Origin of the sequence: Brevibacillus halotolerans (assembly GCF_026891775.1) — a bacterium.
Taxonomy (GTDB): domain Bacteria; phylum Bacillota; class Bacilli; order Brevibacillales; family Brevibacillaceae; genus Brevibacillus_B; species Brevibacillus_B halotolerans.
The window spans coordinates 24134-50394 of the sequence record NZ_JAPTNK010000011.1; the positions used below are offsets into that span (position 1 = coordinate 24134).

Genomic DNA, 26261 nt, shown 5'->3' on the forward strand with positions numbered 1-26261 from the left:
AGATGAACATGAAAAAATTGTTAAGCTTCCCCATTTTTTTGACATGGGTGCTTGCCTTTATTCTCTTCGTGTATCCAGTTACTCAAATCAGTGCAGCTACTCTTTCTCTATCACCCCAAAGCTTAGAGCAGATTGAATCGTTCATTACAAAGCAAATGAATACGGCTGAAATTCCTGGTCTACAGGTCATCATCGTGGAAAAAGACAAAACCATATATCAGAAGGGCTTTGGCTACGCAGATATATTGAGCAATACGCCTGTTACAAATGAAACGTTGTTTGAACTGGGATCAAATAGCAAGGCTTTCACTGGTCTTGCCGTCTTAGAATTAGCTGATAAAGGGCTGCTTGATTTGAATGACCCGGTAACAAAGTATCTTCCTTGGTTGAATCTTTCCTATAAAGGGAAGATTCAACCTATTACAATCAGACAATTCCTTTATCATACGAGTGGAGTTCCGTTCAAATCGATAGGTTTTCTCCCTGAAGGTAATGAAGAGGATGCACTTGAAAAAACGGTGCGAACATTGCTTTCACAGGAATTGAATCGTGAACCAGGTACAAGGTATGAATATGCGACTATCAATTACGATGTGTTAGGATTGGTAATAGAAAAGGTTACGAAACAATCTTTTGAAACCTATATCAAGCAAAATATCTTACATGCTCTTGAGCTTTCACATACATATGTTGGTGAGCAAAACGTTGATCAGACTCAAAAGGCCACAGGCTACAAGATAGGGTTCACAGAGCCTCAACAATACAATCCGCCTAGTTTCCGGGGAAATACGCCAGCAGGCTATCTCATAAGCAATGGAGTAGATATAGCTCGGTGGATGAAAATCCAAATCGGAGCAGCTAGCACAGGTAGTTTTAAGCCTGATCTAATAAAAGCATCTCATGAGCCAGATCGTAAGGTAAAACCTAGCAGCAGTGGGTCATCATATGCGGCGGGCTGGGAGGTTTATCAAAGTGGAGATGGTGAGATTTCCCACTCCGGAAGTAATCCAACGTTTAGCTCGTTTATTGTCATTCGTCCAACTGAACAAATCGGAGTGGCTGTATTAGCCAATATGAACAGTACCTATACAGTTAATATCGGGCAGGGAATCATGAATATGCTTCTTGATAAAGAGGTGCCCCCCATTCATTCCGACCTGAATAAAAAACTGGACCAGTTAGCGTTTTCCATTATTTGTGTAGTTGCTCCAGTTTGTTTCGCCATTCTTTTTTTACTAGGCCGTATTTTTCTTGAAATAGGGAAAAAGCAACGAAAGCTTCAAGTGACAAAAAAGAAGGTAATTGTGGGTCTACTGTTCCATTTGGTGTTGTTATGCATATTTTCGTTAACCATTTTTTATTTGCCGAACCTACTGTTTATGGAATTAACGTGGCAATTTATTAAAGTGTGGATTCCAGAGACAATTATGCTGGCTATATATGGAGTTACATTAGCATTTGTTCTCTATATATGTTATTCATTACTTCTCTTATTTTCTAAAAAAAAACAGGAAAACATCTATTTTTCCTTGATGGTTCTAAGCATTGTTAGTGGTTTTGGTAACGCCTTTATTATCTTCATTGTAAATGAAGCCTTTGTAAGAACGAATAATCTAGTTAACGGTTTATTGTTTTATTTTATCATCGGGATTTTTATGTATGTTGTAAGTCAAAAGGTACTTCGTTCACGTCTTGTGACATTAACCAATCAATTAGTTTATGAAAAACGGATGGAATTGGTTGATAAATTACTTCAAACTAGCTTTAGCAGCTTAGAACAAATAGAGCAAGGCCGTATTCAGGCAACACTAAACAATGATACAGAGGTTATTAGTCGAGCAATCAATATTATTATCACTTGTGTGACGAATCTAATCACGTTAGTGTGTTGCTTTATTTATCTAGGAGTCATGAATTTTTATGCATTTGTACTTTCCGCTCTGATCATCGGGCTTGTTGCAGCGATCTACTATCTGATTGGGGAGAAGGCAAATAAACTGTGGGAGAAAACACGTGATATTCAGAATGTTTTCTTCAAATTCATCAGCGATATGACTAGTGGAAGTAAAGAACTGACCTTGCATAGAAGGAAACGTGAAGAATTTCATCTTGCCGTTCAGGAAAGCTGCGCGGAATATCGGGACAAGCGTGCTGAGGGCGATCTTAAATTTGCCAACGTATTCATTATTGGAGAATTACTGTTTATTATCGTCATCGGTTGTGTCGTATTCATCTTTCCTGAGATATTTAAACAAATGGATGTTAATATGCTGCGGAACTATGTTTTTGTTTTCTTGTATATGACCGGCCCCGTCAATGGTTTATTAAATGGACTCCCGCAAATTGTGATGATTCGTATTAGCTGGAAACGTATCACTAACATGATTCAAGAACTAGCTTTAGCCAAGGACAAAGAGCAAGATAAGGTGATATTGTCAGAGAGCATCAAGCAACCCATTCGGATGGTGGTAACGGATGTTTCATACGATTATGAAGCTCAAGAGGAGCGAGGCTTTAGCGTTGGACCGATTAATTTTGAATTTGCGTCTGGAGAAATTATTTTTATTACAGGCGGAAATGGCAGTGGGAAGTCGACGCTGGCGAAGCTACTAACCGGTCTGTACGCCCCGGTAAAAGGGGAAATTTCTATCAATGGCAGCAAGGTGACACATGCTCAATTGAATCAATATTACTCTGCCATTTTTGGCGATTTCCACTTGTTTGATCGCCTTTATGGGATTGATTTTATGCAAAATGAAAAAGAGATTGAGCGTTATTTAGAGGTGTTAGAGCTACAGGATAAGGTGAAAGTGGAAAATGGGGTTTTCAGTACAACCAAGCTTTCAACAGGACAAAAGAAACGTCTTGCTCTTTTGATTACCTATCTTGAAGATCGGCCCATTTGCCTTTTTGATGAGTGGGCTGCTGACCAAGATCCTGAATATCGGCGCTTTTTCTACCAAGTATTATTGCCAGACATGAAGCAAAAAGGAAAATGTATTATTGCCATTACACATGATGATCAATACTTCCACATGGCAGATAAGGTGATTAAGATGGATGCGGGGCAAATGAAGAGCCCAGTAAGTGTTTGAGCAGATGATGCGGTAGTTTGGTAAGCCAGCAAAGAGACTCACTTTTTACTGCCTTAAGCAGAAAGTGAGTCTCTTACTTTACCAAATCAGAAAACGTATGTAGTAGACAACAGGGTTCATCATTAGGCATCAAGGCATACTTGGGTTAAATTTATAGCAGACATTAGTAAGCTACATTTTTGGAGATAAAACCGACAACCACGTTGCCATTTGAGTCCTTACTAGAACCATAGTACCAAGTCTGATTTTCTCCGACAACGGACACCTCAGCATGCAGCGGGGCAGAACCACGGGCTTTACTTTTAGTTGATGGTGTTGCATAGAAATAACCTTTATCAGCTTGGATGCTTACTTTTTTAGGGCTAATCACAGTGTATTGGGTTAGCAGTGTTTTAGAGAGATAGCCTTGCTCTAGGGAGGCAAACTGAGCTGAACCGCCTTTATCCTTTACCTCATAGCCATACCAGAGGGTTGTAGATACAGTAGCAGAGGTTGCTGGAGCACTATAGACAGGTGCTTGATCGACTGCGACGATGGTTTTTCTCTCTACGACCGGGGCTTTTCCAGCAGGTTTCGCGGTGGGAGCAGTGCTTTTACTAGGTGCTTTAGCTTTGGTAGGAGATGTACCTTTGGTTGAACTGGAGCTACCACCATTATGGTAATGATATTCTCCATAGGAAAGGCCCCACTTTTCACAGTTGGTGCGGCAGGTATGCCCTCCGTTTTTGTCTGTACGACCTGGATGTGCAGAGGTTTGTTGGAAAGGAACAGCTAGCATCGTTACGAACAGAAAGAATAGTAGTGCTTTTTTCATAGAACATTCCTCCTATAATAATCTCGATTCTATCATAACATAAATCCAAAAAATGGAAAGTTATGAATTTATGCTCAAATATTGCTAGTAAAAATAGAAATGCATACAGCAAAAAAGAGAGGGACAGTACCCCTCTTTTTTGGTCAGATGTATCGCAATCATCGGTATTCATCTCTTATTTGGTGCACTCGTAATTCATCTCGTGGTATTCTTTAATTAGTTTTTTTAGAAGGATGCTTTCATAAGTGTTTAGACCTTGCGAATTCTCCAACATGATGAGGGAGTGTAGGTCGTTCTCTAGCATTAATTTCCTACGGTCTGTACTCGTTAGTGCCATGGGGTCTTCCCAACTCCTTTATTGTTAGATTGGTAATTAGTATATCGTTATTTCATTCTTTGGTAAAACATGGGAAATGGCGACCTCTCTTGATAATATAGCTTCTCATGGTCTGAGCGAAGCTGACTTAACCTATCCCTACAATTGCGACAATATAATGCCGAATACAGCCAAATACGGCTGTTTTGGGTAGAAATACAAGAAATAGGCATGATTTTTGTAATCATGGATTTCATCTAATAAAGAAGGTATTTAGGAGGAGTTACACATGAATATGGCTGTAGAAGCTGTTCTATTAGCAACAAAAGCACATGCCAATCAACAAGATAAAGGGGGACAGCCTTATATACTACATCCCTTGCGCGTTATGATGTACATGCCTTCGGACGAAGCGAGAGCCGTTGCTGTTTTACATGATGTATTAGAGGATACTGATGTCACTGTGGATGATTTGCGAGTAGCAGGGTTTCCAAAGGAAGTTGTGGAGGCTGTTATGATTCTTACGAAAAATCCAAAAGAGGAATATGACAGCTATATTACAAGGGTGAAACACAATCAACTGGCGCGAGCTGTAAAGATTGCCGATATCAAGGATAATTTGGATTTAACTCGAATAGCTGAGCCTACGGAGGATGATTTGGCTCGCATAGAAAAATACAAGCGTGCACTTAAAGAATTAGAGGCTGATGATGAGAATAATCAAAAGGTAAAAAGGCAGGAGGCCAGTGCACCAGCACAAGCGGAGCTAGCAGAAAAAAACGAAGAAAGCACTTCTTGTGAATCTGCAAAGGAAGACGATTCTCAAACAGAAGCGATGGCTAATGACCAACAAGATAAAGCGGAATGAAATTCTCAATAATTTTGATTGAAACTGCTTGGACTTGTGTCATTCTCTGAAGGCTGTTATTCTAATGAAATAGTGTATTTTTGCACAAGCGACCTGCGATAAAGGAATGTGCAAGAGAGAGAGAATGAAGGAGGGCTCCATGGGCTTATTTCACTTTGACCTAAACACGCTCCCATTCCGGGTTATTGCGTTCGTGATTGCCTTTTCCATGCATGAATGGGCACATGCGTTTATTGCCTATCGATTGGGTGATAACACAGCGAAAAATGAGGGGCGTTTAACACTTAATCCAATTCCGCATCTAGATCCATTCGGACTCCTGATGATTTTGTTTGGACCATTTGGATGGGCTAGACCTGTTCCGTTTAATCCATATAATTTTAGAGGGAATAAACGCTTAGGAATTGTGTATGTTGCAGCAGCAGGACCATTCATAAATCTAGTATTAGCATTTTTCTTTTCGTTTTTATGGTTTTATATTCAGACCCCATTCTGGGTAGATTTGATGGCTTCGTGGCCTGCCAAAGGGATAGAAGCAGTTTCCTTAACCTTGCAGTACTGTATTGTGATTAACTGCGCTATGTTAGTGTTTAACATGCTTCCTATAGCTCCATTAGATGGTTCTAAAATCCTGCGTTATATTTTGCCTCAAAAATGCAGTGGATTCTTTGATAAATTAGATCTATATGGACCATGGCTGCTATTGTTAATCGTATTCTTGCCACCGTTGCGAGGATTGCTTAGCGTACCACTCAACATCGTATGGTCTTGGATTGAAAGCACGACTCGGTATGTGGTTATTCAGCTTTTTTTATAACATGATTGCAATGAAGTAAGGCGGGATTAGCGTTGTCATATAGTATTAAATTGGATTCGTTTGAAGGGCCGCTCGATTTGCTTTTGCATTTGATCGACAAGGCAGAGGTAGATATCTATGATATACCCATAGCTGTGATTACCGAACAGTATTTGGATACCATTCATACGATGCGTGAGCTTCAATTGGATGTAGCTAGTGAGTTCGTAGTCATGGCTGCTACTCTATTGGCCATCAAAAGCAAAACGCTGCTTCCGAAAAAAGAGGAGTTACATTTTGAGCCATTGCACGATGATTATGGTGAAGAGGAAGATCCTCGCGATGAACTGGTACAACGCTTATTGGAATATAAAAAATTCAAGCGTGTAGCCGAACAACTGCGCGAAATGGAGACGGGGCGTAGTCAGGTATTTACTCGACCGGCTGAAGACTTAACACCATATGTGCGTGAGGAAGAGCCCGGAGTTGCCAACGTAACCCTATTTGACATGCTTCACGCGTTAGAAAAATTGTTTGCTAGATTGCAAACAAAAGAGCCTGTAGCCAAGGTTTCACGGGATGAAATATCCATAAAGGATCGGATGAAAGAGATTCGTCAGCTCATTAAGGTTGGAGGAGGGCATGTTCGCTTCTCTCAATTGTTTATCACAAATGTTACTCGCACTGAGATTGTAACAACGTTCCTTGCCTTACTGGAATTGATGAAGGGAAAGGCTATCACGTGTGTTCAAAATCAATTATTTACGGACATCTTGATCAGTGAGGGAAAGGGAGAAACGGAACATGGATTATGATAAATTAAAATCGGTGATAGAGGGACTTTTATTTATCTCCGGTGATGAGGGGATAGATGCAAAGCAGATTGCGGAAATCATTGAGGTTTCTGAGGAGGTTGTCGTTGACCTACTCGAAGATATGAAGGGGGACTTTTACCGATCGAAAAGAGGCATTCAGCTTGTGGAAGTGGCGAAAGCTTATCAATTGACTACCTTGCCTGAACACATGATGTATTTTGAAAAGCTGGCTACTTCCCCTACCCACTCGTCTTTATCGCAAGCGGCATTGGAAACCTTAGCTATCATCGCCTATCGCCAGCCGATCACTCGCTCTGAGGTAGAGGAGATTCGTGGAGTTAAATGCGAAAAAGCGTTACATACCCTGACATCAAAGCTTTTAATTAAAGAAATGGGACGTGCAGAGGGGATCGGACGACCGATTTTATATGGCACAACCAAAGAATTTCTAGAGTATTTTGGCTTGAAAGGAATTGCAGATTTACCAGAACCGCCAGTTGATTTTTCATTTGATCAGCAGGATGAGGATATGGCTCAATTGTTTCGCGGAAAGGAATCTGCTGGAAACGACTAGGACCCGATTAAGATTGGGGTATATCATAGGTCTTGTCTCCATATACTTGGTACAAACCCATTGTAAACCAAGCATGAGGAGGACACTATGAGATACCAACGAATAATCGGCGTACTCGTCGTTTTTCTTTTGTGCGTTAGCTATTTAGGCCCACAACCTCGTGCATGGGCATCGCTAGCACCTAAGGTTTCGGCGGAAGCAGCAGCTGTGATTGATGTTAAATCAGGACGTATTCTGTACCAGAAAAATGGAAACAAGAAAATGAGAATTGCCAGCTTGACGAAGACATTAACAGCCATTGTGGCAATAGAAGCAACCGATATAAAAAAGGTGGTTACGGTACCAGACAAGGCCGTAGGAGTGGAAGGCTCCTCCATTTATTTAAAAAGAGGGGAAAAGCTGACCCTAGAAGAATTGCTATACGGCTTGATGCTTCGTTCTGGTAACGACGCCGCTGCTACGATTGCTTTGCAGGTAGGGGGCTCCATTGAAGGGTTTGCCGCCATGATGAATGAAAAAGCTATGTATATTGGCATGGCTCAAAGTAATTTTATGAACCCGCACGGATTAGACAGTAGCAAGGAGCACTATTCCACTGCCGTAGACATGGCTAAATTATCTGCTTATGCTTTACAAAATCCACAGTTTCAGCAGATTGTCTCCACGAAAGTAAAAAGTATTTCCTGGGAAGGGGAGAAATGGGAGCGTAGGCTGCAAAACAAAAATAAAATGCTCCATCTCTATGACGGAGCAGATGGTGTTAAAACGGGATATACAAAGCTTGCCAAACGTTGCTTAGCATCATCAGCGACCCGAGATGGACGGCAAGTTGCTGTTATTACGCTTAATGCACCTGATGATTGGAATGACCATGCTAATCTTCTCGATTATGGCTTTCAACAGTTCAAAGAAAGCTCTTTACTTCACAAGGGCGAAAAATGTGATGCTCCTCAATCTATTAAATTGGAGGACAAAGGAAAGGTTGAGTTGGTTTCATTAGCTGACTTTACATACCCGCTTAAAGCTGAAGAAGAGCAGCATGTGAGTAAAAAGGTTCAACTGTTTCAAAAACAGGTAGGTCAACATGATGTAAATGAGCATGTTGGGTTTGTTGAGATATACTTAGGCCAACATTCCATTGGTAAAATACCACTTACCCTACGAAAAATGAAAGTAACGGATACCTTTCAAAACAAAACACCAAGTGGTATCTGGAAGCATGTCTCCCAATTGCTGAAGGGAGGATTACCTGATGCTTAACATCATATGGTTATTATTAATTATAGTCAGTGTGATCGTAGCAGCTGTAAACGGACGTATGGAAATGATAAGTCAATCAATATTTGAAGGTGCCAAAACAGGCGTTACTGTCTGTTTTGGTCTTCTCAGCGTCCTCATCTTCTGGATGGGGATCATGAAAATTGCCGAAAAATCTGGACTTTTGCAGCTAATCTCAATCTGGTTATCACCCATTGTACAAAAGCTTTTCCCCGACATACCGAAAGGACATCCGGCCATTGGCTACATTCTCTCTAACATGAGCGCTAACATCCTCGGGCTTGGAAATGCTGCTACTCCTATGGGAATTAAAGCAATGGAGGAGCTACAAAAATTAAACCCCCACAAAGATATCGCAACCCCTGCTATGTGCACCTTACTTGCCATCAATACGGCCAGCATCACACTGATTCCTACTACGATGATTGCCATTCGCTTGCAATATGGTTCAACGAATGCGTTTGAAATCGTGGGTACAACGTTGCTCGCCTCCTTTATTGCAACAGCTTTTGCCCTGCTGCTTGATCGTGTGTATCGTCTGCGCTACAAGCGCAAGTCCCGTTAAAGGAGGGAGCTAGCTTGTACTCACTGATCAATGTCTTCTCGCTTTGGGCAATTCCAGTCTTTATTTCTTTCGTTTTAACTTACGGATGGTATAAAAGAGTGCAAGTCTATGAAACATTTGTAGAAGGAGCTAAAGGAGGACTTGTGACAACCATCAAAATATTACCTCATTTAGTAGCGATGATGGTGTCCATTACTTTGTTTCGAGAATCAGGTGCATTAGATATTTTGCTCCAAGCGATGAAGCCTGTCCTCCACATTCTTCATATTCCCTCGGAAATTGTCCCATTGGCTTTGCTGCGTCCTTTGTCCGGTACAGGGTCGCTCGCTATCACAACGGATTTAATTGCGCAATTTGGACCAGATTCAATGATTGGTAGACTTGCTTCTACGATGCAGGGAAGCACTGATACAACCTTTTATGTGCTGACCGTGTACTTCGGGGCAGTGGGGATCAAAAATGGCTTGTACGCATTAAAGGTAGGCCTATGGTCAGATTTGATTGGTGTAGTTGCTTCTCTAGTGGTTGTTTCCTATATTTTTTCCTAAAATGGCTATTCCCTCTCGCATGAGCGTACTCCTGCATCTGAATGTTTTAAAGCTTGTGTCAGTGGTTGCTGGTAAACTGTGATACAAGCTTTTTTCATTGTTTTGTTCTGTGCAATCTTTATAGACAACCAACAACATATTTTTTAACCCCTTATGACAAGACTAATAATCACAATAGCAGTGGGGGATTCATTGTGTTTTTCTTAAAAAAACTGCTCGTGTATGAGTAATTTGCAATCTTTGTCAACCGTGCTCTTGTCCAACCTGCTGGAAATAGGTAGAATGTGTGAGGGGTGGTCTATATGGAAGAACGCTTGCAGAAGGTGCTGGCACAAGCGGGTGTCGCCTCGCGTCGCAGCTGTGAAGAACTGATTAAGCAAGGTAGAGTAAAAGTAAACGGACAAGTGATAACCGAGCTGGGTACCAAGGTAAATGCCTCTGTAGATCAAATTCTGGTTGATAATAAGTCCATTGCACAAGAAGAACATGTATATCTCTTACTTAACAAACCTACAGGAGTCATTACAAGCATGAGTGATCCTGAAGGACGTAAAACCGTTCGTGATCTGGTTAAACAAATTCCACAGAGGGTCTATCCAGTGGGCCGTTTAGATTTTGATACATCGGGTCTCTTAATTATGACAAACGACGGGGAATTGGCTAATCGTTTGGCTCATCCGTCATTTGAGATGGATAAGGTATATCGGGCTTGGGTCAAAGGGATGCCTACATCGGAAAGTGTCTCTCGACTAGCTAAGGGGATTAAACTAGAGGACGGAATGACCTCTCCTGGAAAAGCTAGAATTTTGGAGCGAGATGTCAAGAAAAATCGCACCTTAATTGAGCTGACCATTCATGAAGGCCGCAATCGTCAAGTGCGCAGAATGTGTCAAGCAATTGGACATCCCGTAATTACCCTGCAACGAATTCAGGTTAGCTTTCTTACGCTAGGCAATCTTGGCCTTGGTACATATCGGTTATTAAAAAAGGAAGAAGTAGAACGATTGCGGAGTGAGTTAAAAAAAGTTCAAAAGAAACCGAACAAACGTTTGTGATGAATAGCACATCGTTCAAAAGTTGTTCAAAATATCCAACTCGTTTAAAATAGCGGCAAGCTATAATAAAGAAGGAATGAGTAATAATTGGAATGATTCTGAACAAAGTCAGGTGAACAAATGTGAATAAACAAAAAAGAACATCAATGCGAGTTGCTATTTTGGGAGTTTTGTTAGTTGCTCTCGTTTTTGCTGTGTACACAAGCTTTGCTAAGCCAAATGAAATTAAAAAAGGGGATAGAGCGCCTAATTTCAGTTTACAAAGCTTAGAGGGTGAAACGATGACATTGGCTGATCTAAAAGGGAAGGGAGTCATCCTTAATTTCTGGGGCTCTTGGTGTGAACCCTGTAGAAATGAAATGCCCGACTTAGAAAAAGCATGGCTTGCCAATAAGGATCAAAACATTGTAATCGTAGGAGTCAACGTGGGAGAGTCGGAGGTATCTGCTGAGCAATTTGTCCGTCAGGTAAATACCACGTTTCCCATTTTGATGGATAAGCAAAAAGAAGTAACAAAAGCATATAACATCGGAAAAATGCCTAGTACGTTTTATATTGATCAGGCTGGCATCGTTCAAGAAATCATCATTGGACAAATGGATGAAAAAAGAATAAATTCCGCGCTAGAAAAGATTAGACCTGTGAAGACAAATTAAACCGTAAGCGAGGACACGAACATGGATCAGAGAAAATGTGAGTGCGGACACACCAACCCGGTGGGGACGCTTTTGTGTGAATCCTGCGGTATACCTCTTTTGCATTCTGTTAAAGAGTTAGATGAAAAGAAAGCGTTTCCTGATATGCGTTATGAAGGAACAGCGCGTCGTTCCCAGACTTATTCCACCACGGTGGTGGACAAAGTCTGGAACTTCTTTTCGTCTGTAAAAATCGCAATCATCATAATAATCATTACCTTAGTAATGGCAGGAATTGGGACGATCCTACCGCAGTTGGAATACGTACCAGTCCCGTTGCTGGATGAACCAAGCAAAGCTTTGTTTTACGAACAAACATACGGTTTTTTTGGCAAGTTATATTACGCCTTAGGTTTTCATGAGATGTATGGGTCCTGGTGGTTTGTTAGCTTACTGGTAATGATCGGAATATCATTGGTTATTTGTAGCTTAGACCGGGTAATTCCACTGTACAAAGCTTTGAATAAACCACGTTTGAATCAGCACCTATCGTTTTATAAAGGGCAGAAATTACATGCTGATACGGTATTGCCTGAGGGACTTTCCGTTGAAGAGAAGCTTGAACAAGTCCAGAGCTGGTATAAGAAAAAAGGCTATCGCGTTTATCGGGAAGGTAATTCCCTACTGGGAGAAAAAGCAAGGTTTAGCAGATGGGGTCCTTATGTGAATCATATTGGACTGATTATTTTCTTGTTAGGTGTTTTGCTGCGTGGCGTCCCACAATTCTTTTTAGAGGATACGATTTGGGTGCGTGAAGGGCAAACCGTAAAAGTGCCGGGAACAGAGTTCTATATTGAGAATTTAGATTATAAGACTGAATATTATACAAAGGATGAATTTGCTGAAGATCTTCCTTTGCAAGAAGGGCAAGTAATCGCGAAGAATTACCAGACTGATGCCGTTTTATACAAAAATGAAAATGATGGGCTAGCAGGAGCCAAGCCCAAATTGGTGGAGGTCAAGAGAGGATCGATTACTGTTAATCATCCATTGACTTACGAGGGTATCCTTTTATATCAATTGGATCGTCGAGAACAAATGCTGGGTGCTCTTAATTTTGATTTATATGATGCCAAAGAAAAAGAAAAAAGAATAGGTTCGTTCAAAATTGATTTGTATGAGCCGAAAAAGGAACAAAAGGTAGGCAATCATTACGTTGTTCGTGTCATGGATTATTTCCCAGATTTTGAGTTGGGCAAAGATGGATTACCAACGACCAAAACGACTTTACCAAATAATCCGATGGTTGCACTGGAAATTATTGATTCCAAAACAAATGAAAGTGAACGATTAGCATACGTAGCTGGTGGTTTTATTGAAAATACAAAATCGCCTCGCTTCATTTTAGAGGTACATAAGCCTGATATCATTGATTCAAGCGGCCTATTGGTGCGTAAAGATACGATGATTCCGTTAATCTACAGTGGGGCTTTTATTACGATGATTGGATTAGTCATGGGCTTCTATTGGCAACATCGCCGTATTTGGGTGCATGTTACAAATAATGAGCTGTATCTAGCCGGTCACACCAATAAAAACTGGTTTGGTTTACAACAAGAAGCTAAGAACCTGGTGAAACAATTAGAGTTACCATTGGAACTCATTCTTGAACAAGATAAACAAAAATCGAAGAAGAAAGCGTAAAGAAAGGGGTTCTCACGATTGATACAGATAAGTAGCAATCTATTATTGATGGCCTTTGTGTTGTATTTGATCGCTACGATCGTATTTGCAGTAGCAATCACGGGAAAACGTTGGTCTAACAGGGATGCAAAGGCGCACCAGGCACGATATGCAAAGATTGGCGTGGGAATCACTGTAATCGGGTTTTTAGGCCATTTGGGACAGTTTATCATAAGATGGATCGTGTCTGGACGTATTCCTACCAGTAATATGTTTGAATTTATCTCCTTTTTGTCAATATGTATTGTAGCCGCATTCTTATTGCTTTATTACATCTACAAATTAGGCGTACTTGGTGCCTTCGCAATGCCGTTAGCAGCTATTATGCTCGCTTATGCAAGTGTATTCCCTAAGGAGATCACGCCACTTATTCCAGCGTTACAAAGCTACTGGTTAAAGATTCATGTAACGACAGCAGCACTTGGGGAAGGAATTTTGGCGGTTGGCTTTGCTGCGGGGCTCATGTACTTAATTCGCACCATTCCACAAATCAAAAAGTCAGCAAGTACCTTTTGGCTAGAGTTTTCCATTAGTGTTGTTTTAATGATGGTTGGATTTATTGTTGTCTCGGCATCCTTTTCCTCACCAAGCCTAAGAACATCCTTTGAATTTCCGGTTTATGACGAAAATAACCCGGCTATTGTTAAAAATATGCAGCAGGTTGAGTATAAATTGCCGGCAATTGTGGCACCACAAGAGTATAAAATCATCAAAGAAGGTCCAATCAAGCCATTATTTGAAGCGCCCACCTTTATGCATGGGAAGGATGCGGCTCGTAAATTTAATACGATGATCTGGTCTGTGCTGTCAGGAGTTGTGTTTTATGGATTGCTTCGATTGATTTTACGTAAACGGATTGCAGCAGCGATCCAACCAGCTTTAGAAGACATTGATCCAGAGCTCATTGATGAGATCAGCTACCGTGCCATTGCTATTGGATATCCCATTTTCACTTTAGGAGCGCTTGTTTTCGCCATGATCTGGGCAAATGAAGCATGGGGTCGCTTCTGGGGCTGGGACCCGAAAGAGACATGGGCATTGATTGTATGGCTGTTTTACAGTGTCTATTTGCACCTTCGTCTATCGAAGGGATGGATTGGAGAAAAATCTGCTTGGATGGCAGTACTAGGGTTTGTTATTATATTAGTAACACTGGTTGTAGTAAATTTGGTGATCGTAGGCTTGCACTCTTATGCAGGTGCTTAACTCTAAAAATTTGCTAACAAGTTAAAAAAGCTGGTTGTACGCCAGCTTTTTACTTGTACTATCAAGATGTATAGGCTATTTTAGATAAGTAGGTTGTACTCATTTTAACAATTAATTTCAATGTTGTAGCAGAGGTGATCTGGGTGGAGAAAGAAAGAATCCTCATCGTAGACGACGAAGAAAGAATCCGTCGCCTTCTAAAGATGTATTTGGAGAGAGAGAATTACTATATTGATGAGGCAGAGCATGGAGAAGAAGCCTTGGATAAGGCTTTAAATCAAGATTACGATATTATCTTGCTCGATCTGATGCTGCCTGGTATGGATGGAATCGAAGTTTGTACAAGAATTCGTGAGCAAAAAGCGACGCCAATCATCATGTTGACGGCTAAAGGAGAAGAAACGAATCGTGTGAATGGTTTCGAGGCTGGCGCAGATGATTATGTAGTAAAGCCGTTTAGTCCGCGTGAGGTTGTTTTCCGTGTGAAAGCGATTTTGCGTCGTTCTTCTGCTACTGCTTATTTAAAAACAGATACGGTATCCAGTCATTCCATTCTGGTTTTTCCAGAGTTAACAATTGATCATGATGCTCATAAGGTCACCGCAAATGGTGTTGAGGTAAATCTAACTCCAAAAGAGTATGAGTTATTGCATTATTTAGCATTATCTCCAGATAAAGTATTTACGCGGGAAGAATTACTAAAAGATGTTTGGCACTATGATTTTTTCGGGGATTTGCGGACCGTGGATACGCATATCAAACGCCTGAGAGAAAAGCTAAACAAAGTATCTCCTGACGCTGCTCAAATGATTTCAACCGTTTGGGGCGTAGGGTATAAACTCGAGGTGCCAAAATAAGTGGATAATATACTGCGAAGTGTTGTCGGAAAGCTTTGGATGACAATCATAGCGTTATTCGCGGTGGTACTTACGATTTTCAGCCTCCTGCTAGTTCAGTCCTTTGGCAGTTATTATCTGAAAAAGCAGTCGGCTGATTTAGCTCTTCTTGGAACAAAAGTTGCTTCCGATCTGGAAACTGTGCGTGATCAAAAAGAAATGCTGAAGATGGCTTCCAAAATCATGAGCGTATACCATACAGGTCTACTGGTAGTGGATGAGCAAAAACGCGTTCTTGCTCATGAAGCGACGGATGAAAAGCAACCGTCCCTTACACTGGATAAGCTGTTAAACAGCGGGGGATTTCCTATAGACGATGCTTTTGCAGGAAAGCAGGTTGGCCCTAATCGTTTGATTTTTGGAGATAAAGCTTCAGACAGTCTTGAACACACGCAGTTTCTGGCTATGGCTATTCCTTTTTCCTTTGATGGGAAACAAAAATCGGCACTTATTTTATATCAAGCCATCCAAGAAGTGAATGGTACTTATCTCGAGATTAGACAACTTATTTTTGTTGTAGGTGTCATTGGATTTATTTTAACAACGGTATTCGCGTTCTTTCTATCTTCGCGTATTACCTCACCATTGCGTCAGATTAAGCAATCTGCTCAACGCATCGCTGAAGGAGAATTTAATACGGAAATACCGCTTCGATCTACGGATGAAATCGGTGAGCTAGCTGCTGCCTTTAATGTTATGACACTGAAACTGCGTAATGTAGTAAATGCTCTGTCGCATGAGAAGGAGCAAATGGCAACTGTTTTACGTAGTATGATTGATGGCGTTATCATGCTGGATCAAAAAGGGCGTGTCGTATTAACAAATCCTCAGGCAGAAGATTTTACTCGGGACTGGGCGTATGAAAATCAAGGGCGTCCTTTACCGATTCAGGAATTGTATCAAAAAATGTTGCTATCAGAACAAGAAGTAATGGAAGATTTTGAAGCACAAGGGCGTTTCTGGTCTGTTGTGATGGTACCGCTATACGATCACAATCAAGTTCGAGGGGCTGTCGCTGTACTGCGGGACATGACTAAAGAGCGGAAACTTGACAAATTACGCCAAGACTTTGTTGCAAATATTTCGCATGAATTAAGAACACCTCTGTCTATGCTACAGGGCTACAGTGAAGCCATTGTAGATGGCATTGCTTCCACTCCAGAGGAACATAAGGAACTAGCTAAAATCATTTATGATGAATCAGTTAGGATGACGAAGCTAGTAAATGAATTACTAAGCTTGGCTCGTATGGAAGCAGGGCATGTGGAGCTCCATGAAGAAGTAACAGAGCTTCTTCCTTACTTCGAACGTGTGTTACGCAAATTTGCCAACAGAGCGGCAGAACGTAATATCGAAATCCAGCTTGATAGGCAAACGGATTATGACGCGATTTCCATTGATCCGGACAAAATGGAGCAGGTACTGACTAATTTAATTGACAATGCTATTCGTCATATTCCTGACGGTGGACTTATTACTGTTCGTATAAAGAATGAGGATGCAGGAAAAATTACCATTGAGGTAATCGACACAGGCAGTGGAATTCCGCAAGAGGATTTGCCATTTGTTTTTGAGCGTTTTTACAAAGCAGATAAAGCTCGAACGCGTGGTCGAGCTGGAACTGGATTAGGTTTAGCAATTGCAAAAAATATCGTAGCAGCCCATAACGGAAAAATTTCTGTCCAAAGTAAGATGAAGGAAGGAACAACCTTTACCATTACAATACCAGTCATCACATAGATAGAGAGTAAGATGGATGAGAGAATGGAGTGTTTTTTGGGGATGAACAAAACGATTTTATTTGATGTGGATGGTGTATTTTTAAGCGAAGAGAGATATTTTGACGCCTCTTCTCTGACCATTTGGGAAATGCTATTTAGCGAAAAATATATCGGAATAGAAGGACAGGATTTCACACCGACACCTGAGGAAAAGGTGATTAGACGTGTCCGAACCGAGATTTTTGCAAATGACCAAGTGCTGACCTTTCTGAAAGCTCAAGGTATTAACTCTAACTGGGATATGGTGTACTTAGTTGTTGCGTATCATCTTATTTGCCTTGTTGCAAAATTACAAGAAACGAAGCAAGAAGAAGTTCGTGAGCTGTTAACGAATCAGATTGGGCGAGCAGAGATTAAAAAAATTCAAGCTTTGCTGAAAGAAGCAAAACTTTCCTTTGCACCTGACTATGCGGCTTTTGTTTCGGATTTTGCAAAAGGAAATGTAGAGAAGAGCGAAATGCTACTCTATCTCAACCAAATTGCTTATGAAAAATGTGGAATAACCACGAACATTTTTGCGCGTACTAGCACGCTGTGGGAGCTATGTCAGGAGACATTCCAAGAATGGTATTTGGGCGACGGACTGATTGCTGATTCCATAGACAGAGCAGCTTATCAGGAAGGGAAAAGAGGATTTTTGTCAGACGAAATTCCGATCATTGAACCAGCCGTTATGAGAGAAGTGCTACAAGGCTTACGTGATCGTGGGTATCGTTTAGGAGTAGGCACAGGACGTCCTTCAATCGAAACGTATGTTCCACTAAAAGAGCTTGGTATTTTAGAGTTTTTTGACCCGGATTGTATTGTAACAGCCTCGCATGTATTGGAAGCTGAACAGCAATTCCCAGAAACCGCCCCGCTCTCTAAGCCTCATCCATACTGTTACTTTCAAGGTTACTTGACTAGAGGAAAAGGTGTTTCCGCCGCGCTTTCCTGCCAGCTAACAGAGGAAGAACGTAAGAATTTGCTAGTTGTTGGAGATTCTGTTGCTGACTTAATGGCAGCTAGATCAATTGGTTGTCAGTTTGCAGCTACTTTAACAGGGCTAACAGGAGAGGAAGCACGGGAGAAATTTGAAAAAGCAAATGCAGAATTTATTTTGCGTGATGTAAGCGAGATTGCAACAATCGAGTTTTAATCGAAATTGGATTGAGAAAGAGCATGTGAGCAACCACGGTTGTATTCATATGCTTTTTTCTTTTTATCATAAACAATAAAATTGGAGACATTTCCCTCTAATAACGAAACAAATAAGAGGAATAGTAAAAAAAAGTATGTGCTAAGGGAGGAAACCCACATGCCCATCAACTCCATTTTTACTTTTGGAAAGGTCATTGGCTAATCAATATGGAAGATAAAAAAACTTGGGACCTTATGTCTGTAGCATCAATTCCTCTAGTTATGACACTGGGTAATTCTATGCTTATTCCCGTTTTGACCATAATGGAAAAGAAACTTGGGATTTCCTCTTTGCAGTCAAGTATGCTTATTACTACTTATTCTGTGGTAGCCATTCTACTTATACCGCTAGCCGGTTTTTTATCAGATCGTATGGGGAGAAAAACAATAATCATACCGAGTTTGTTGATTGCTGGCTTAGGAGGACTTCTTTCAGGCTGGGTTGCGTGGAAGATGGCTAATCCTTATATGATGATTCTAGTCGGTCGTACCTTACAGGGTGTAGGAGCAGCTGGAGCGTTTCCTATTGTTATGCCACTAATTGGGGACATGTACCGAAATGACAAGGAGGTTAGCGCTGGTCTAGGTATCATTGAAACATCCAATACCTTTGGTAAAGTGTTATCTCCCGTATTAGGTGCTTGGTTGGCTTCGTTGATCTGGTTTTTACCTTTTTTTGCAACCCCTGTCTTTTGCCTACTTTCTCTTTTATTAGTAGCCTTTTTTGTGAAAGCGCCAAGAGAGAAACAAAAACCAAAAAGCTTCGGAGAATATAAAAAGTCCATTCGGGCTATTTTTCATGCAGAGGGGCGTTGGCTGTATGCGGTATTTGCGATCGGATGTATCTCCATGCTTGTATTATTTGGCGTGCTTTTTCATTTATCGTCGGTGCTAGAGGATCAGTATAAGTGGGAAGGCATAAAAAAAGGGCTTGTGCTAGCCATACCATTAGCTTCCCTGTGTTTCGTATCCTATGTGACAGGGAAGGTAATTGGTGAAAATAAGCTGTTAATGAAATGGTTGTCCACTTCGGGAATGTTGGTCCTACTAGTCAGTATGGTTTGGATTAGCCTTAGCCAGCCGAGCATATATCTGTTCCTGATTCTTTTATGTGCCGGTGGGGCAGGGATAGGAGCGACACTTCCAAGTTTAGATGCTCTGTTGACGGAACGCTTTGAAAAAACAGAGAGAGGAACCATTACAGCATTGTACAATAGTGCACGGTTTGTTGGAGTTGCCATAGGGCCGCCTTTATTTGCCTATTTGATTACATTTTCGCATCGTGTATTATTTCTGATGGTAGCGGGAATCTGTTTAGTGGCCGTAATTCTTTCCTTGTTTGCTATTAAACCAGCAAAAATAGGGACCACAAAGAAAGAAGATAGTAGTTCTAAGTCAAGTATGATAGCCAGAAGGCGTAAAGCAAAAACGTAACGAGCAGAGAAATAATAGCTACGTAGCTTAAAAAACCAAGTGTTCATATTGGTTTGGTTGATAAATTGCAAAAAAGCCAAGGCAATAGGTGTATCTTCCTAAGCTCTTGGCTTTTTTACTACAGAATACGATTTTTTCACTTCTATTATTTGTTCCAACGTAGCGATTCTAGACAATGAAAACGAAAGGCTTCCGTTAAAAATTTCAAATAGTAATCATTTCGAACGATAATTTCAAAGACTCCTTGCTGATCGGTATAAAATAATGCGTCTGTATAGTCTTTATCGTTGTTTAGATAGTTACGCAATTCTTTGATACGATCCCGCATTGCCTCTGATTTTATTTCTACACGGAAGGTAACATCCTTCTCGTTAGGTGTTTCTTCAATGTGGATGGCTGTTTCATTAAACGTATACGTAACCATGATTCTTCCTCCTTTTTACATGAAATAAACCAAATACAGATAAAGATTAGACATCAAGATGGAAAGAAGCATGAGTGGGAAAGCGATCTTCATGAAGCCTAGAAAGCTAATGCGATAACCATCCTTCATGGCCAATCCAATCACAATAACGTTAGCACTAGCGCCGATTACTGTTCCATTTCCACCTAGACAGGCTCCAAGTGATAAACTCCACCAAAGAGGTTCTATATTTTCTATACCCAAATGGCCCAAGCCCTTAATCAAGGGTATCATCGTCGCTACAAATGGAATATTATCGACGAAGGCTGATGCTATCGCACTTAGCCAAAGAATAAGAAAAGCCGAGCTCATAGCCTCTCCACCTGTTAGTGACATGACTTTCTTCGCCAGTAAATCAATTACTCCTGTTTCTACTAATCCACCAACCAAAATAAAGAGGCCTACAAAGAAAAACAGGGTTGTCCATTCTATCTGTAACAAGGCATCCTCTAAATAATTTTCTCCCGTTATCAATAATAAGAAAAATGCACCTGTTAAAGCGATAGTAGCCGTTTCCAATCCTAGTAGATTATGAATAACAAAGCCTGTAATGGTCAGACCTAGCACAATAAGGGATTTTACTAGTAAACGGATATCGGTCAGTTCTTCTTTTTCATTTAGTTCCATAATTTTGTCTTGTAGGTCTGGTGTTGTCACTAATTGCTTACGAAAAATGAAATACAATAAAGTAAGTGTTACGAGCATAATGAGGATGACGATCGGAGCCAGATTTGTTAGAAAAGCCATAAAGTCTAGCTTGGGAACAGCACTACCTATCATAATATTGGGCGGGTCACCAATTAATGTTGCGGTGCCTCCAATATTAGCGGCTAATATTTCACTTATCAGATAGGGAATGGGGTTTACTCTAAGGGAATGAGCGATACTAAAAGTAATGGGCACAATCAGCAAGACAGTGGTTACGTTGTCTAAAAAAGCAGAAGCCACCGCTGTAATCAAGCTAAGATAGATAAGAATTGCGGCGGGTCTGCCCTTTGCTAATTTAGCAGCTTTAATGGCCATATACTTAAAAAGGCCAGTTTGAGAAGTGATTGCCACTAAGATCATCATGCCAATCAACAGCCCAAGCGTATTAAAGTCAATGTAATGAAGCGCATGCTCCTGGCTGACGATGCCTGTTATAACCAGCAGGACAGCACCAACCATTGCAATAATGGTTCGATGAATTTTCTCACTGATGATACATGCGTACGTGAAAAGAAAGAACGTAAGCGCAAGATAGGCCTGGCTGCCCATTCTGATTTCCTCCTAGCTTTATTGTATATACCTGAAATATATTTTGGGAGAAAACAGCCAAAAAGGCAGAATCTCTACCAGTTTGGCTGTTTACAGGTTCATCTATACTTTACCTAGATTCATATATTGTTATAACTCAATTTGCGTTACGCTAGAGATTTCAAGGGATTGACCTAGTTCATCCAAGAGCTCAGTGCTAAGCGGTTTATCAACGGTTAGCATCATAATGGCATCTCCGCCTACATCCTTGCGACCGACCTGCATGGTGGCAATATTGACACCATTTTGTCCAAGCACGCTGCCAACATATCCAATAACACCTGGGCGGTCATGGTGCTGAACGTATAGGAGGTAGCCTTGAGGCTGTACATCAATGGTGGATTGATCAATTTTGACAATTCGATCACCAAAGCCATTTAAGCGCGTACCAGCAATCGTTCTTGTCTCTAGATTGGAGCGAAGTGTCACAGTAATTAAATTGGTAAAACCACGGGATATTGTTGACTTTTCTTCCGTTACAGAGATATCCCGCATTTTTGCTAGGTAGGGTGCATTAATGTAGTTAACTTCGGCACCTAGTCGATATGCTAATAAGCCTTTTAAAATCGTGCGAGTTAATGGAGAGGTGCTCATCTCAGATAATTCGCCGCTATACGTAATTTTCACTTCTTGTAATGCACCGATTGTCAGTTGTGCTAAGAATTGTCCCAATTTTTCAGATAGGGAGAAGAAAGGCTGTACTCGTTCCATTAGATGAGCATCTACAGTAGGTAAATTTACTGCATTTTTGAAAGTTTGATTACGTAATGCCTTGAGTAACTCTTCAGATACATCAATCGCAACATTTTCTTGGGCTTCCACAGTAGATGCCCCTAGGTGAGGAGTTGTAACAACTCGTGGATGACCTATCAATGGATTATTAACCGGTGGCTCTTCTTCATATACATCAAGTGCGGCTGCAGCAATTAATCCGTTATCTAATGCATGTAACAAAGCCTTTTCATCAATGATTCCGCCACGCGCGCAGTTTATTACCCGTGTGGTTGGTTTCATTTTAGCGAACTGCTTGGCGTTTAATAGATGCTTGGTTTCTTTCATTAATGGAGTATGCACGGTGATAAAGTCCGCCTGTGTAACAATATCATCTACAGTGCCGTTTGTTACACCAAGCTTTTGAGCGCGTTCGTCTGTCAAATAAGGATCGTAACCAATTACGTTCATCTGAAAGGCTTTTGCTCGCTTCGCTACTTCAGAACCAATTCGGCCCATTCCAATAATTCCTAAGGTTTTATTGTGAAGCTCTACACCCTGAAAGCTTTTACGGTCCCATGCTCCATCAACCAATTTTTTATGTGCCTGAGGAATGTTGCGAGCGACAGCCATAAGCATTGCAAAGGAGTGCTCAGCCGTGGAAATGGTATTACCATCTGGAGCATTGATAACTACAATACCTGCTGCCGTGGCTGCATTAATATCAATATTGTCGACACCAACACCGGCACGACCAATTACCTTTAGTTTCTTCGCTGCATGTATTACTTCAGCAGTCACCTGTGTTTGACTCCGAACCAATAAAGCATCATATTGTTCAATGATTTCAAGTAACTCATCAGGAGATAGAGCTGTTTTTTGTTCAACGATCACATCCTGAGCGTCTAGCAGTTGCTGAATACCTTGTTCACTTAAGGGATCACTTATTAATACGCGAAATTTATCCATGCTGAATCAATACCTCCTGAGCCGCACGTACACCGGCACCTAATGTTATTTCGTAACCAATCTGTTGCAAAGAGACTTCAATGAGTGAAATGACAGTCAATACGTCCTGCGGATCACAATAGCCCATATGACCAATCCGGAAAATCCTTCCTTTTAAATGCTGCTGTCCACCAGCAATGACCACATTATATTTGGTGCGCAATATTTTACGTAGCTCCTCAGCATCAAATAAATCGCCAGGATCTACGGATGTAACAGTAGGAGAGGCGTATTCATCCTCTGTCATTAACGGTAATCCTAATGCTCTCATGGCAGCCCGTGTCATATTTTTCATAAGCTCATGGCGAGCGAATACCTGAGGAAGACCTTCTTCATCGAGCATTGCTACTACTTCCTCTAATCCAAACACAAGGGATACGGCAGGGGTATAAGGCGTTGTCTGATCTGCCATACTTTTTCGATATGCCTTAAGATCAAGATAGAAGGCTTGAGGAGTGATTTGTTCAATACGTTTCCATGCCTGTTGGCTAACGGCAATAAAAGCAAGTCCAGTAGGCAGCATAAAGGCTTTTTGTGAACCTGTTACAACGATATCCAGACCCCATTCATCCATTTCGCAAGGCACAGCTCCTAAGCAACTAACCGCATCAACAATAAATAAAGCGTTGCTATGCTTTTTGACGACCCTCGATAATTCAGGTATTGGATTTAACACACCAGAGGATGTTTCACAATAGGTAGCAAATACAGCTTTTGCCATCGGATGCTGTACGAGAAAATCTTGCAAGAGTTCAGGCGTAATTGCTTCTCCCCAAGCAACCTCTAAACGGTGAACTTTGATTTGATACCGTTCGCAGATTTTTGCGAATCGTTCGCCAAAAGCTCCGCTAATCGTAACGATTGCTTCATCCCCGGCTTGCAAAGTATTAACTACGCTCATTTCCAAAGCGCTTGTACCGCTTCCGGCAATGACATACACTTGCTGAGCGGTACCGAAAGCCGGTTTTATTTTCTCAACTACGTCAGAAAGCATTTGAGAAAATTGACCACTGCGATGACCGATCATGGGACGGTTCATTGCTTGCTGCACACGAGGTGGGATTGGGGTAGGGCCAGGTATACGTAATGTGATTTTCTCTTTAAACATGATTCTCATCCTCCTAAATATATCTCTATGGCTTCCTTACTTGTAAACATTTTGTCTTTTGAGCATATAAAAAAACTTCTCAGCCTCCCCACTACAAATCCATGATGTAGTGAGGGGCGAGAAGTTATATTCGCGGTACCACCCTCATTTGTTCTTCTTTTCGCAAAAAAGAACCTTACCAGGTAACAAGACCTGAGAGATAACGGATCATCCGTTCAAACCTACGACCGCAAGCGGGCTTGGTTTGCCAACTCGGAAGTGCTCATCTCTTAAAGGAATCACCGGTTCGCAGCACCCACCGGCTCTCTGAGGATTTCCTGTAAAAGCATCTCTTCGTCAAAGTTGTTTTGTATGTAGCTGTTAAAGTTAGAACTTACTTTATCACCGTACAACAGTAGCGTCAAGAAGAAAAATTGAAAAAGAAAGAACATTGATTTTATGTATTGTCGCTGTTGTTCGTAAATAAGTGAAGTAGATACATAATTGTGTTGTAAAAACAGGTGAATGTACGGTTTTTGTGATATGAAGAAAAAACGAGTAATGAGTAGAAAACGAGAGACAAATGGTAGAAAATAATAAAAAATGAGAGATTGTTCAACCGAGGATGATAGAGTTAAAAATGAGAATGTTATAGATAAATATTCGGATTTTAGCAAGCAAGGTTTGCTTAAAAAAAGTAAATTTTTATTGAGATAAAACAAGGTTTGGACAGAAGAAAAACCACTCACACTGCTAAAGCAGAGATAAGTGGTTTTGGTCTTCCTTATTTGATTGCAATCGATTATCCGTCGATTTTAATAGAGTCAGTTGGGCAACCGTCTGCTGCATCACGAACATCATCATGCAGGATCTCAGGGATCTCAGCAGTGTTTGTATTGTCGTCAATCGTGTTGAACGCCAAACCTTCATCGTCGTAATCAAATACATCAGGAGCTGTGGCGCCACAGGCCCCACACGCAATACAGGTATCTTTATCTACCCATGTAGTCATTATGGTTTCACCTCCTGCCCCTTGATAGTACGTCCAGCTTACACAATTATTGTATAATTACTTTATGCCGATTACAAGAATGAATCGCGTCCAAATATGTACCTAGAACACGATTTATTTATGATAAATCGGCACTTCAGGCAAGGAGAGAGCAGGGTAGATCTTTTTGTTTAATTGTACAAAATCTCCAGCATGTACCCCATTGCTTGCAATCAATACATTAACACCAAACGGGATGTTTTGCCAGCCTAATTTCACTGTCTCTTTATTTTTTATACGCGCATCGATAGAAGCCGTCAAATCCTGAGGGAAGAATTGAGGTATGCTTCTAATATTCTCCATATATCGTGCAGATATGTAATTGCGATAATGAAAAGGCAGTGTATCCCATGCTGCAAATGTCAGCGAGGTAATATCGACATCACCGATAGGGTGTTGTAGTACATAGATTTGTTCCCACATAGCAATTGCATGATAAAATTTTGTTTGAGCTTGTAAATATTCTGATTGAAAGTCTTCGGCATGACGCAGGGCTGCGATGTCTTCGGAGGAGTAGTGACTGCCTTTCGTATCTGCCATGGCTTTCGTTAAACTATTATGTAAGGTATGTAGGCTTCCAAGAAATTGATTTCTAGACGCAACCAACAAAGGAGAACGTTCACTGATATATACTTTTTCTAGCTGTTCGATTTTAGTCTGTACGACTTGTTTGAGTTGGCTATGAACTCCTTTTTGTTCTTCCAATGTTTTTCCCTGTAAGTTGGCTACATAATAAAAATAGTCGGTTTGAAAAGTGCTGAGTGGTTCATAAAAGCTGTAGTAATAATGGGTGAAATCTTGCTCGGGGTATAGTTTCTTTTCACGAATGAGTTTTTCCTGATTATGTGTTTGGTGCGTTAATTGCTGGAGCTGAGTTAGTTGCTCATCCATTTTAGATTGAACTACGTTTGCTCCCCAAAAAAATCCGACAACCAAACATGTTAATGATAAAATAATCATGTATGTAACAATATACTCGTGCTTGGACAAACGCTTTGTCATAGGTAATCCCTCCGTCTAAAGCAAAAACAGTACAATCAATTTTTG

At 40.9% G+C, this 26261-nt stretch carries 23 protein-coding genes and 1 other annotated feature; of the genes, 16 read left to right on the forward strand and 7 right to left on the reverse strand.

Going from position 1 to position 26261, the window contains the following annotated elements:
• The first annotated feature begins 2 nt into the window (after positions 1 to 2).
• Entirely contained in the window at positions 3 to 3095 is a 3093-nt protein-coding gene (locus tag O0550_RS14610) for a cyclic peptide export ABC transporter (RefSeq protein ID WP_258426702.1), read from the forward strand.
• Positions 3096 to 3258: 163 nt separating this feature from the next.
• On the opposite strand, the gene O0550_RS14615 is transcribed toward O0550_RS14610, so the two are convergent.
• The gene (locus tag O0550_RS14615; protein ID WP_258426703.1) at positions 3259 to 3909 is read right to left on the reverse strand and encodes a YHYH domain-containing protein; all 651 of its coding nucleotides are present in this window, start codon (positions 3907 to 3909) and stop codon (positions 3259 to 3261) included.
• Positions 3910 to 4514: 605 nt separating this feature from the next.
• Between O0550_RS14615 and O0550_RS14620 the strand changes: the two genes are divergently transcribed.
• The 15 genes from O0550_RS14620 (at position 4515) to O0550_RS14690 (ending at position 19598) form a co-directional block, all read left to right on the forward strand.
• Entirely contained in the window at positions 4515 to 5093 is a 579-nt protein-coding gene (locus tag O0550_RS14620; RefSeq protein ID WP_096887373.1) for an HD domain-containing protein, read from the forward strand.
• A 139-nt stretch (positions 5094 to 5232) separates the two neighbouring features.
• Complete coding sequence (locus O0550_RS14625) at positions 5233 to 5910, forward strand: site-2 protease family protein (RefSeq protein ID WP_003338466.1); 678 nt, start codon at positions 5233 to 5235, stop codon at positions 5908 to 5910.
• 32 nt (positions 5911 to 5942) lie between these two features.
• Positions 5943 to 6704, forward strand: coding sequence for a segregation and condensation protein A (locus O0550_RS14630; protein WP_003338467.1), 762 nt, complete (start codon positions 5943 to 5945; stop codon positions 6702 to 6704).
• On the forward strand, positions 6694 to 7278 hold the full coding sequence (gene scpB, locus O0550_RS14635) for an SMC-Scp complex subunit ScpB (protein ID WP_258426704.1): 585 nt from the start codon (positions 6694 to 6696) through the stop codon (positions 7276 to 7278). The genes O0550_RS14630 and scpB overlap by 11 nt, the downstream gene beginning before the upstream one ends.
• Positions 7279 to 7365: 87 nt before the next feature.
• Positions 7366 to 8538, forward strand: coding sequence for a D-alanyl-D-alanine carboxypeptidase family protein (locus O0550_RS14640; RefSeq protein ID WP_003341885.1), 1173 nt, complete (start codon positions 7366 to 7368; stop codon positions 8536 to 8538).
• Positions 8531 to 9121, forward strand: coding sequence for a nucleoside recognition domain-containing protein (locus O0550_RS14645; RefSeq protein ID WP_022583913.1), 591 nt, complete (start codon positions 8531 to 8533; stop codon positions 9119 to 9121). Before O0550_RS14640 ends, O0550_RS14645 begins: the two co-directional genes overlap by 8 nt.
• Positions 9122 to 9135: 14 nt before the next feature.
• The gene (locus O0550_RS14650; RefSeq protein ID WP_003338473.1) at positions 9136 to 9669 is read left to right on the forward strand and encodes a spore maturation protein; all 534 of its coding nucleotides are present in this window, start codon (positions 9136 to 9138) and stop codon (positions 9667 to 9669) included.
• A 302-nt stretch (positions 9670 to 9971) separates the two neighbouring features.
• On the forward strand, positions 9972 to 10724 hold the full coding sequence (locus O0550_RS14655) for a pseudouridine synthase (RefSeq protein WP_022583912.1): 753 nt from the start codon (positions 9972 to 9974) through the stop codon (positions 10722 to 10724).
• Positions 10725 to 10846: 122 nt separating this feature from the next.
• On the forward strand, positions 10847 to 11380 hold the full coding sequence (resA, locus tag O0550_RS14660) for a thiol-disulfide oxidoreductase ResA (protein ID WP_258426705.1): 534 nt from the start codon (positions 10847 to 10849) through the stop codon (positions 11378 to 11380).
• Positions 11381 to 11401: 21 nt separating this feature from the next.
• Complete coding sequence (gene resB, locus O0550_RS14665; protein ID WP_258426706.1) at positions 11402 to 13063, forward strand: cytochrome c biogenesis protein ResB; 1662 nt, start codon at positions 11402 to 11404, stop codon at positions 13061 to 13063.
• A gap of 18 nt (positions 13064 to 13081) precedes the next feature.
• A complete protein-coding gene (ccsB, locus tag O0550_RS14670; protein WP_258426707.1) occupies positions 13082 to 14308 on the forward strand; it encodes a c-type cytochrome biogenesis protein CcsB in 1227 nt (408 codons plus the stop codon).
• A 143-nt stretch (positions 14309 to 14451) separates the two neighbouring features.
• The gene (locus O0550_RS14675; protein ID WP_003338479.1) at positions 14452 to 15165 is read left to right on the forward strand and encodes a response regulator transcription factor; all 714 of its coding nucleotides are present in this window, start codon (positions 14452 to 14454) and stop codon (positions 15163 to 15165) included.
• A complete protein-coding gene (locus O0550_RS14680; protein ID WP_258426708.1) occupies positions 15166 to 16944 on the forward strand; it encodes an ATP-binding protein in 1779 nt (592 codons plus the stop codon). It abuts the gene before it with no gap.
• Positions 16945 to 16986: 42 nt separating this feature from the next.
• Complete coding sequence (locus O0550_RS14685; protein ID WP_163244369.1) at positions 16987 to 18123, forward strand: HAD family hydrolase; 1137 nt, start codon at positions 16987 to 16989, stop codon at positions 18121 to 18123.
• A 209-nt stretch (positions 18124 to 18332) separates the two neighbouring features.
• Positions 18333 to 19598 (forward strand): MFS transporter, encoded by a 1266-nt coding sequence (locus O0550_RS14690; protein WP_258426709.1) that lies wholly within the window; start codon positions 18333 to 18335, stop codon positions 19596 to 19598.
• A 145-nt stretch (positions 19599 to 19743) separates the two neighbouring features.
• On the opposite strand, the gene O0550_RS14695 is transcribed toward O0550_RS14690, so the two are convergent.
• The 6 genes from O0550_RS14695 to O0550_RS14720 all read right to left on the reverse strand — a co-directional run bounded on the left by O0550_RS14695 (position 19744) and on the right by O0550_RS14720 (position 26216).
• Entirely contained in the window at positions 19744 to 20022 is a 279-nt protein-coding gene (locus tag O0550_RS14695; RefSeq protein WP_258426710.1) for a hypothetical protein, read from the reverse strand.
• Between the two features lie 15 nt (positions 20023 to 20037).
• The gene (locus tag O0550_RS14700) at positions 20038 to 21318 is read right to left on the reverse strand and encodes an ArsB/NhaD family transporter (RefSeq protein ID WP_003338485.1); all 1281 of its coding nucleotides are present in this window, start codon (positions 21316 to 21318) and stop codon (positions 20038 to 20040) included.
• Between the two features lie 129 nt (positions 21319 to 21447).
• Complete coding sequence (gene serA, locus O0550_RS14705; RefSeq protein WP_003341864.1) at positions 21448 to 23037, reverse strand: phosphoglycerate dehydrogenase; 1590 nt, start codon at positions 23035 to 23037, stop codon at positions 21448 to 21450.
• On the reverse strand, positions 23030 to 24184 hold the full coding sequence (locus O0550_RS14710) for a pyridoxal-phosphate-dependent aminotransferase family protein (protein ID WP_258426711.1): 1155 nt from the start codon (positions 24182 to 24184) through the stop codon (positions 23030 to 23032). Before O0550_RS14710 ends, serA begins: the two co-directional genes overlap by 8 nt.
• Positions 24185 to 24293: 109 nt before the next feature.
• Positions 24294 to 24533: a binding site (T-box leader), on the reverse strand.
• A 432-nt stretch (positions 24534 to 24965) separates the two neighbouring features.
• Positions 24966 to 25175 carry a ferredoxin gene (locus O0550_RS14715; RefSeq protein WP_003338489.1) on the reverse strand — a complete coding sequence of 70 codons (210 nt, stop codon included), beginning with the start codon at positions 25173 to 25175 and terminating at the stop codon, positions 24966 to 24968.
• Between the two features lie 114 nt (positions 25176 to 25289).
• Complete coding sequence (locus tag O0550_RS14720) at positions 25290 to 26216, reverse strand: hypothetical protein (protein WP_003341858.1); 927 nt, start codon at positions 26214 to 26216, stop codon at positions 25290 to 25292.
• Positions 26217 to 26261: the final 45 nt, after the last annotated feature.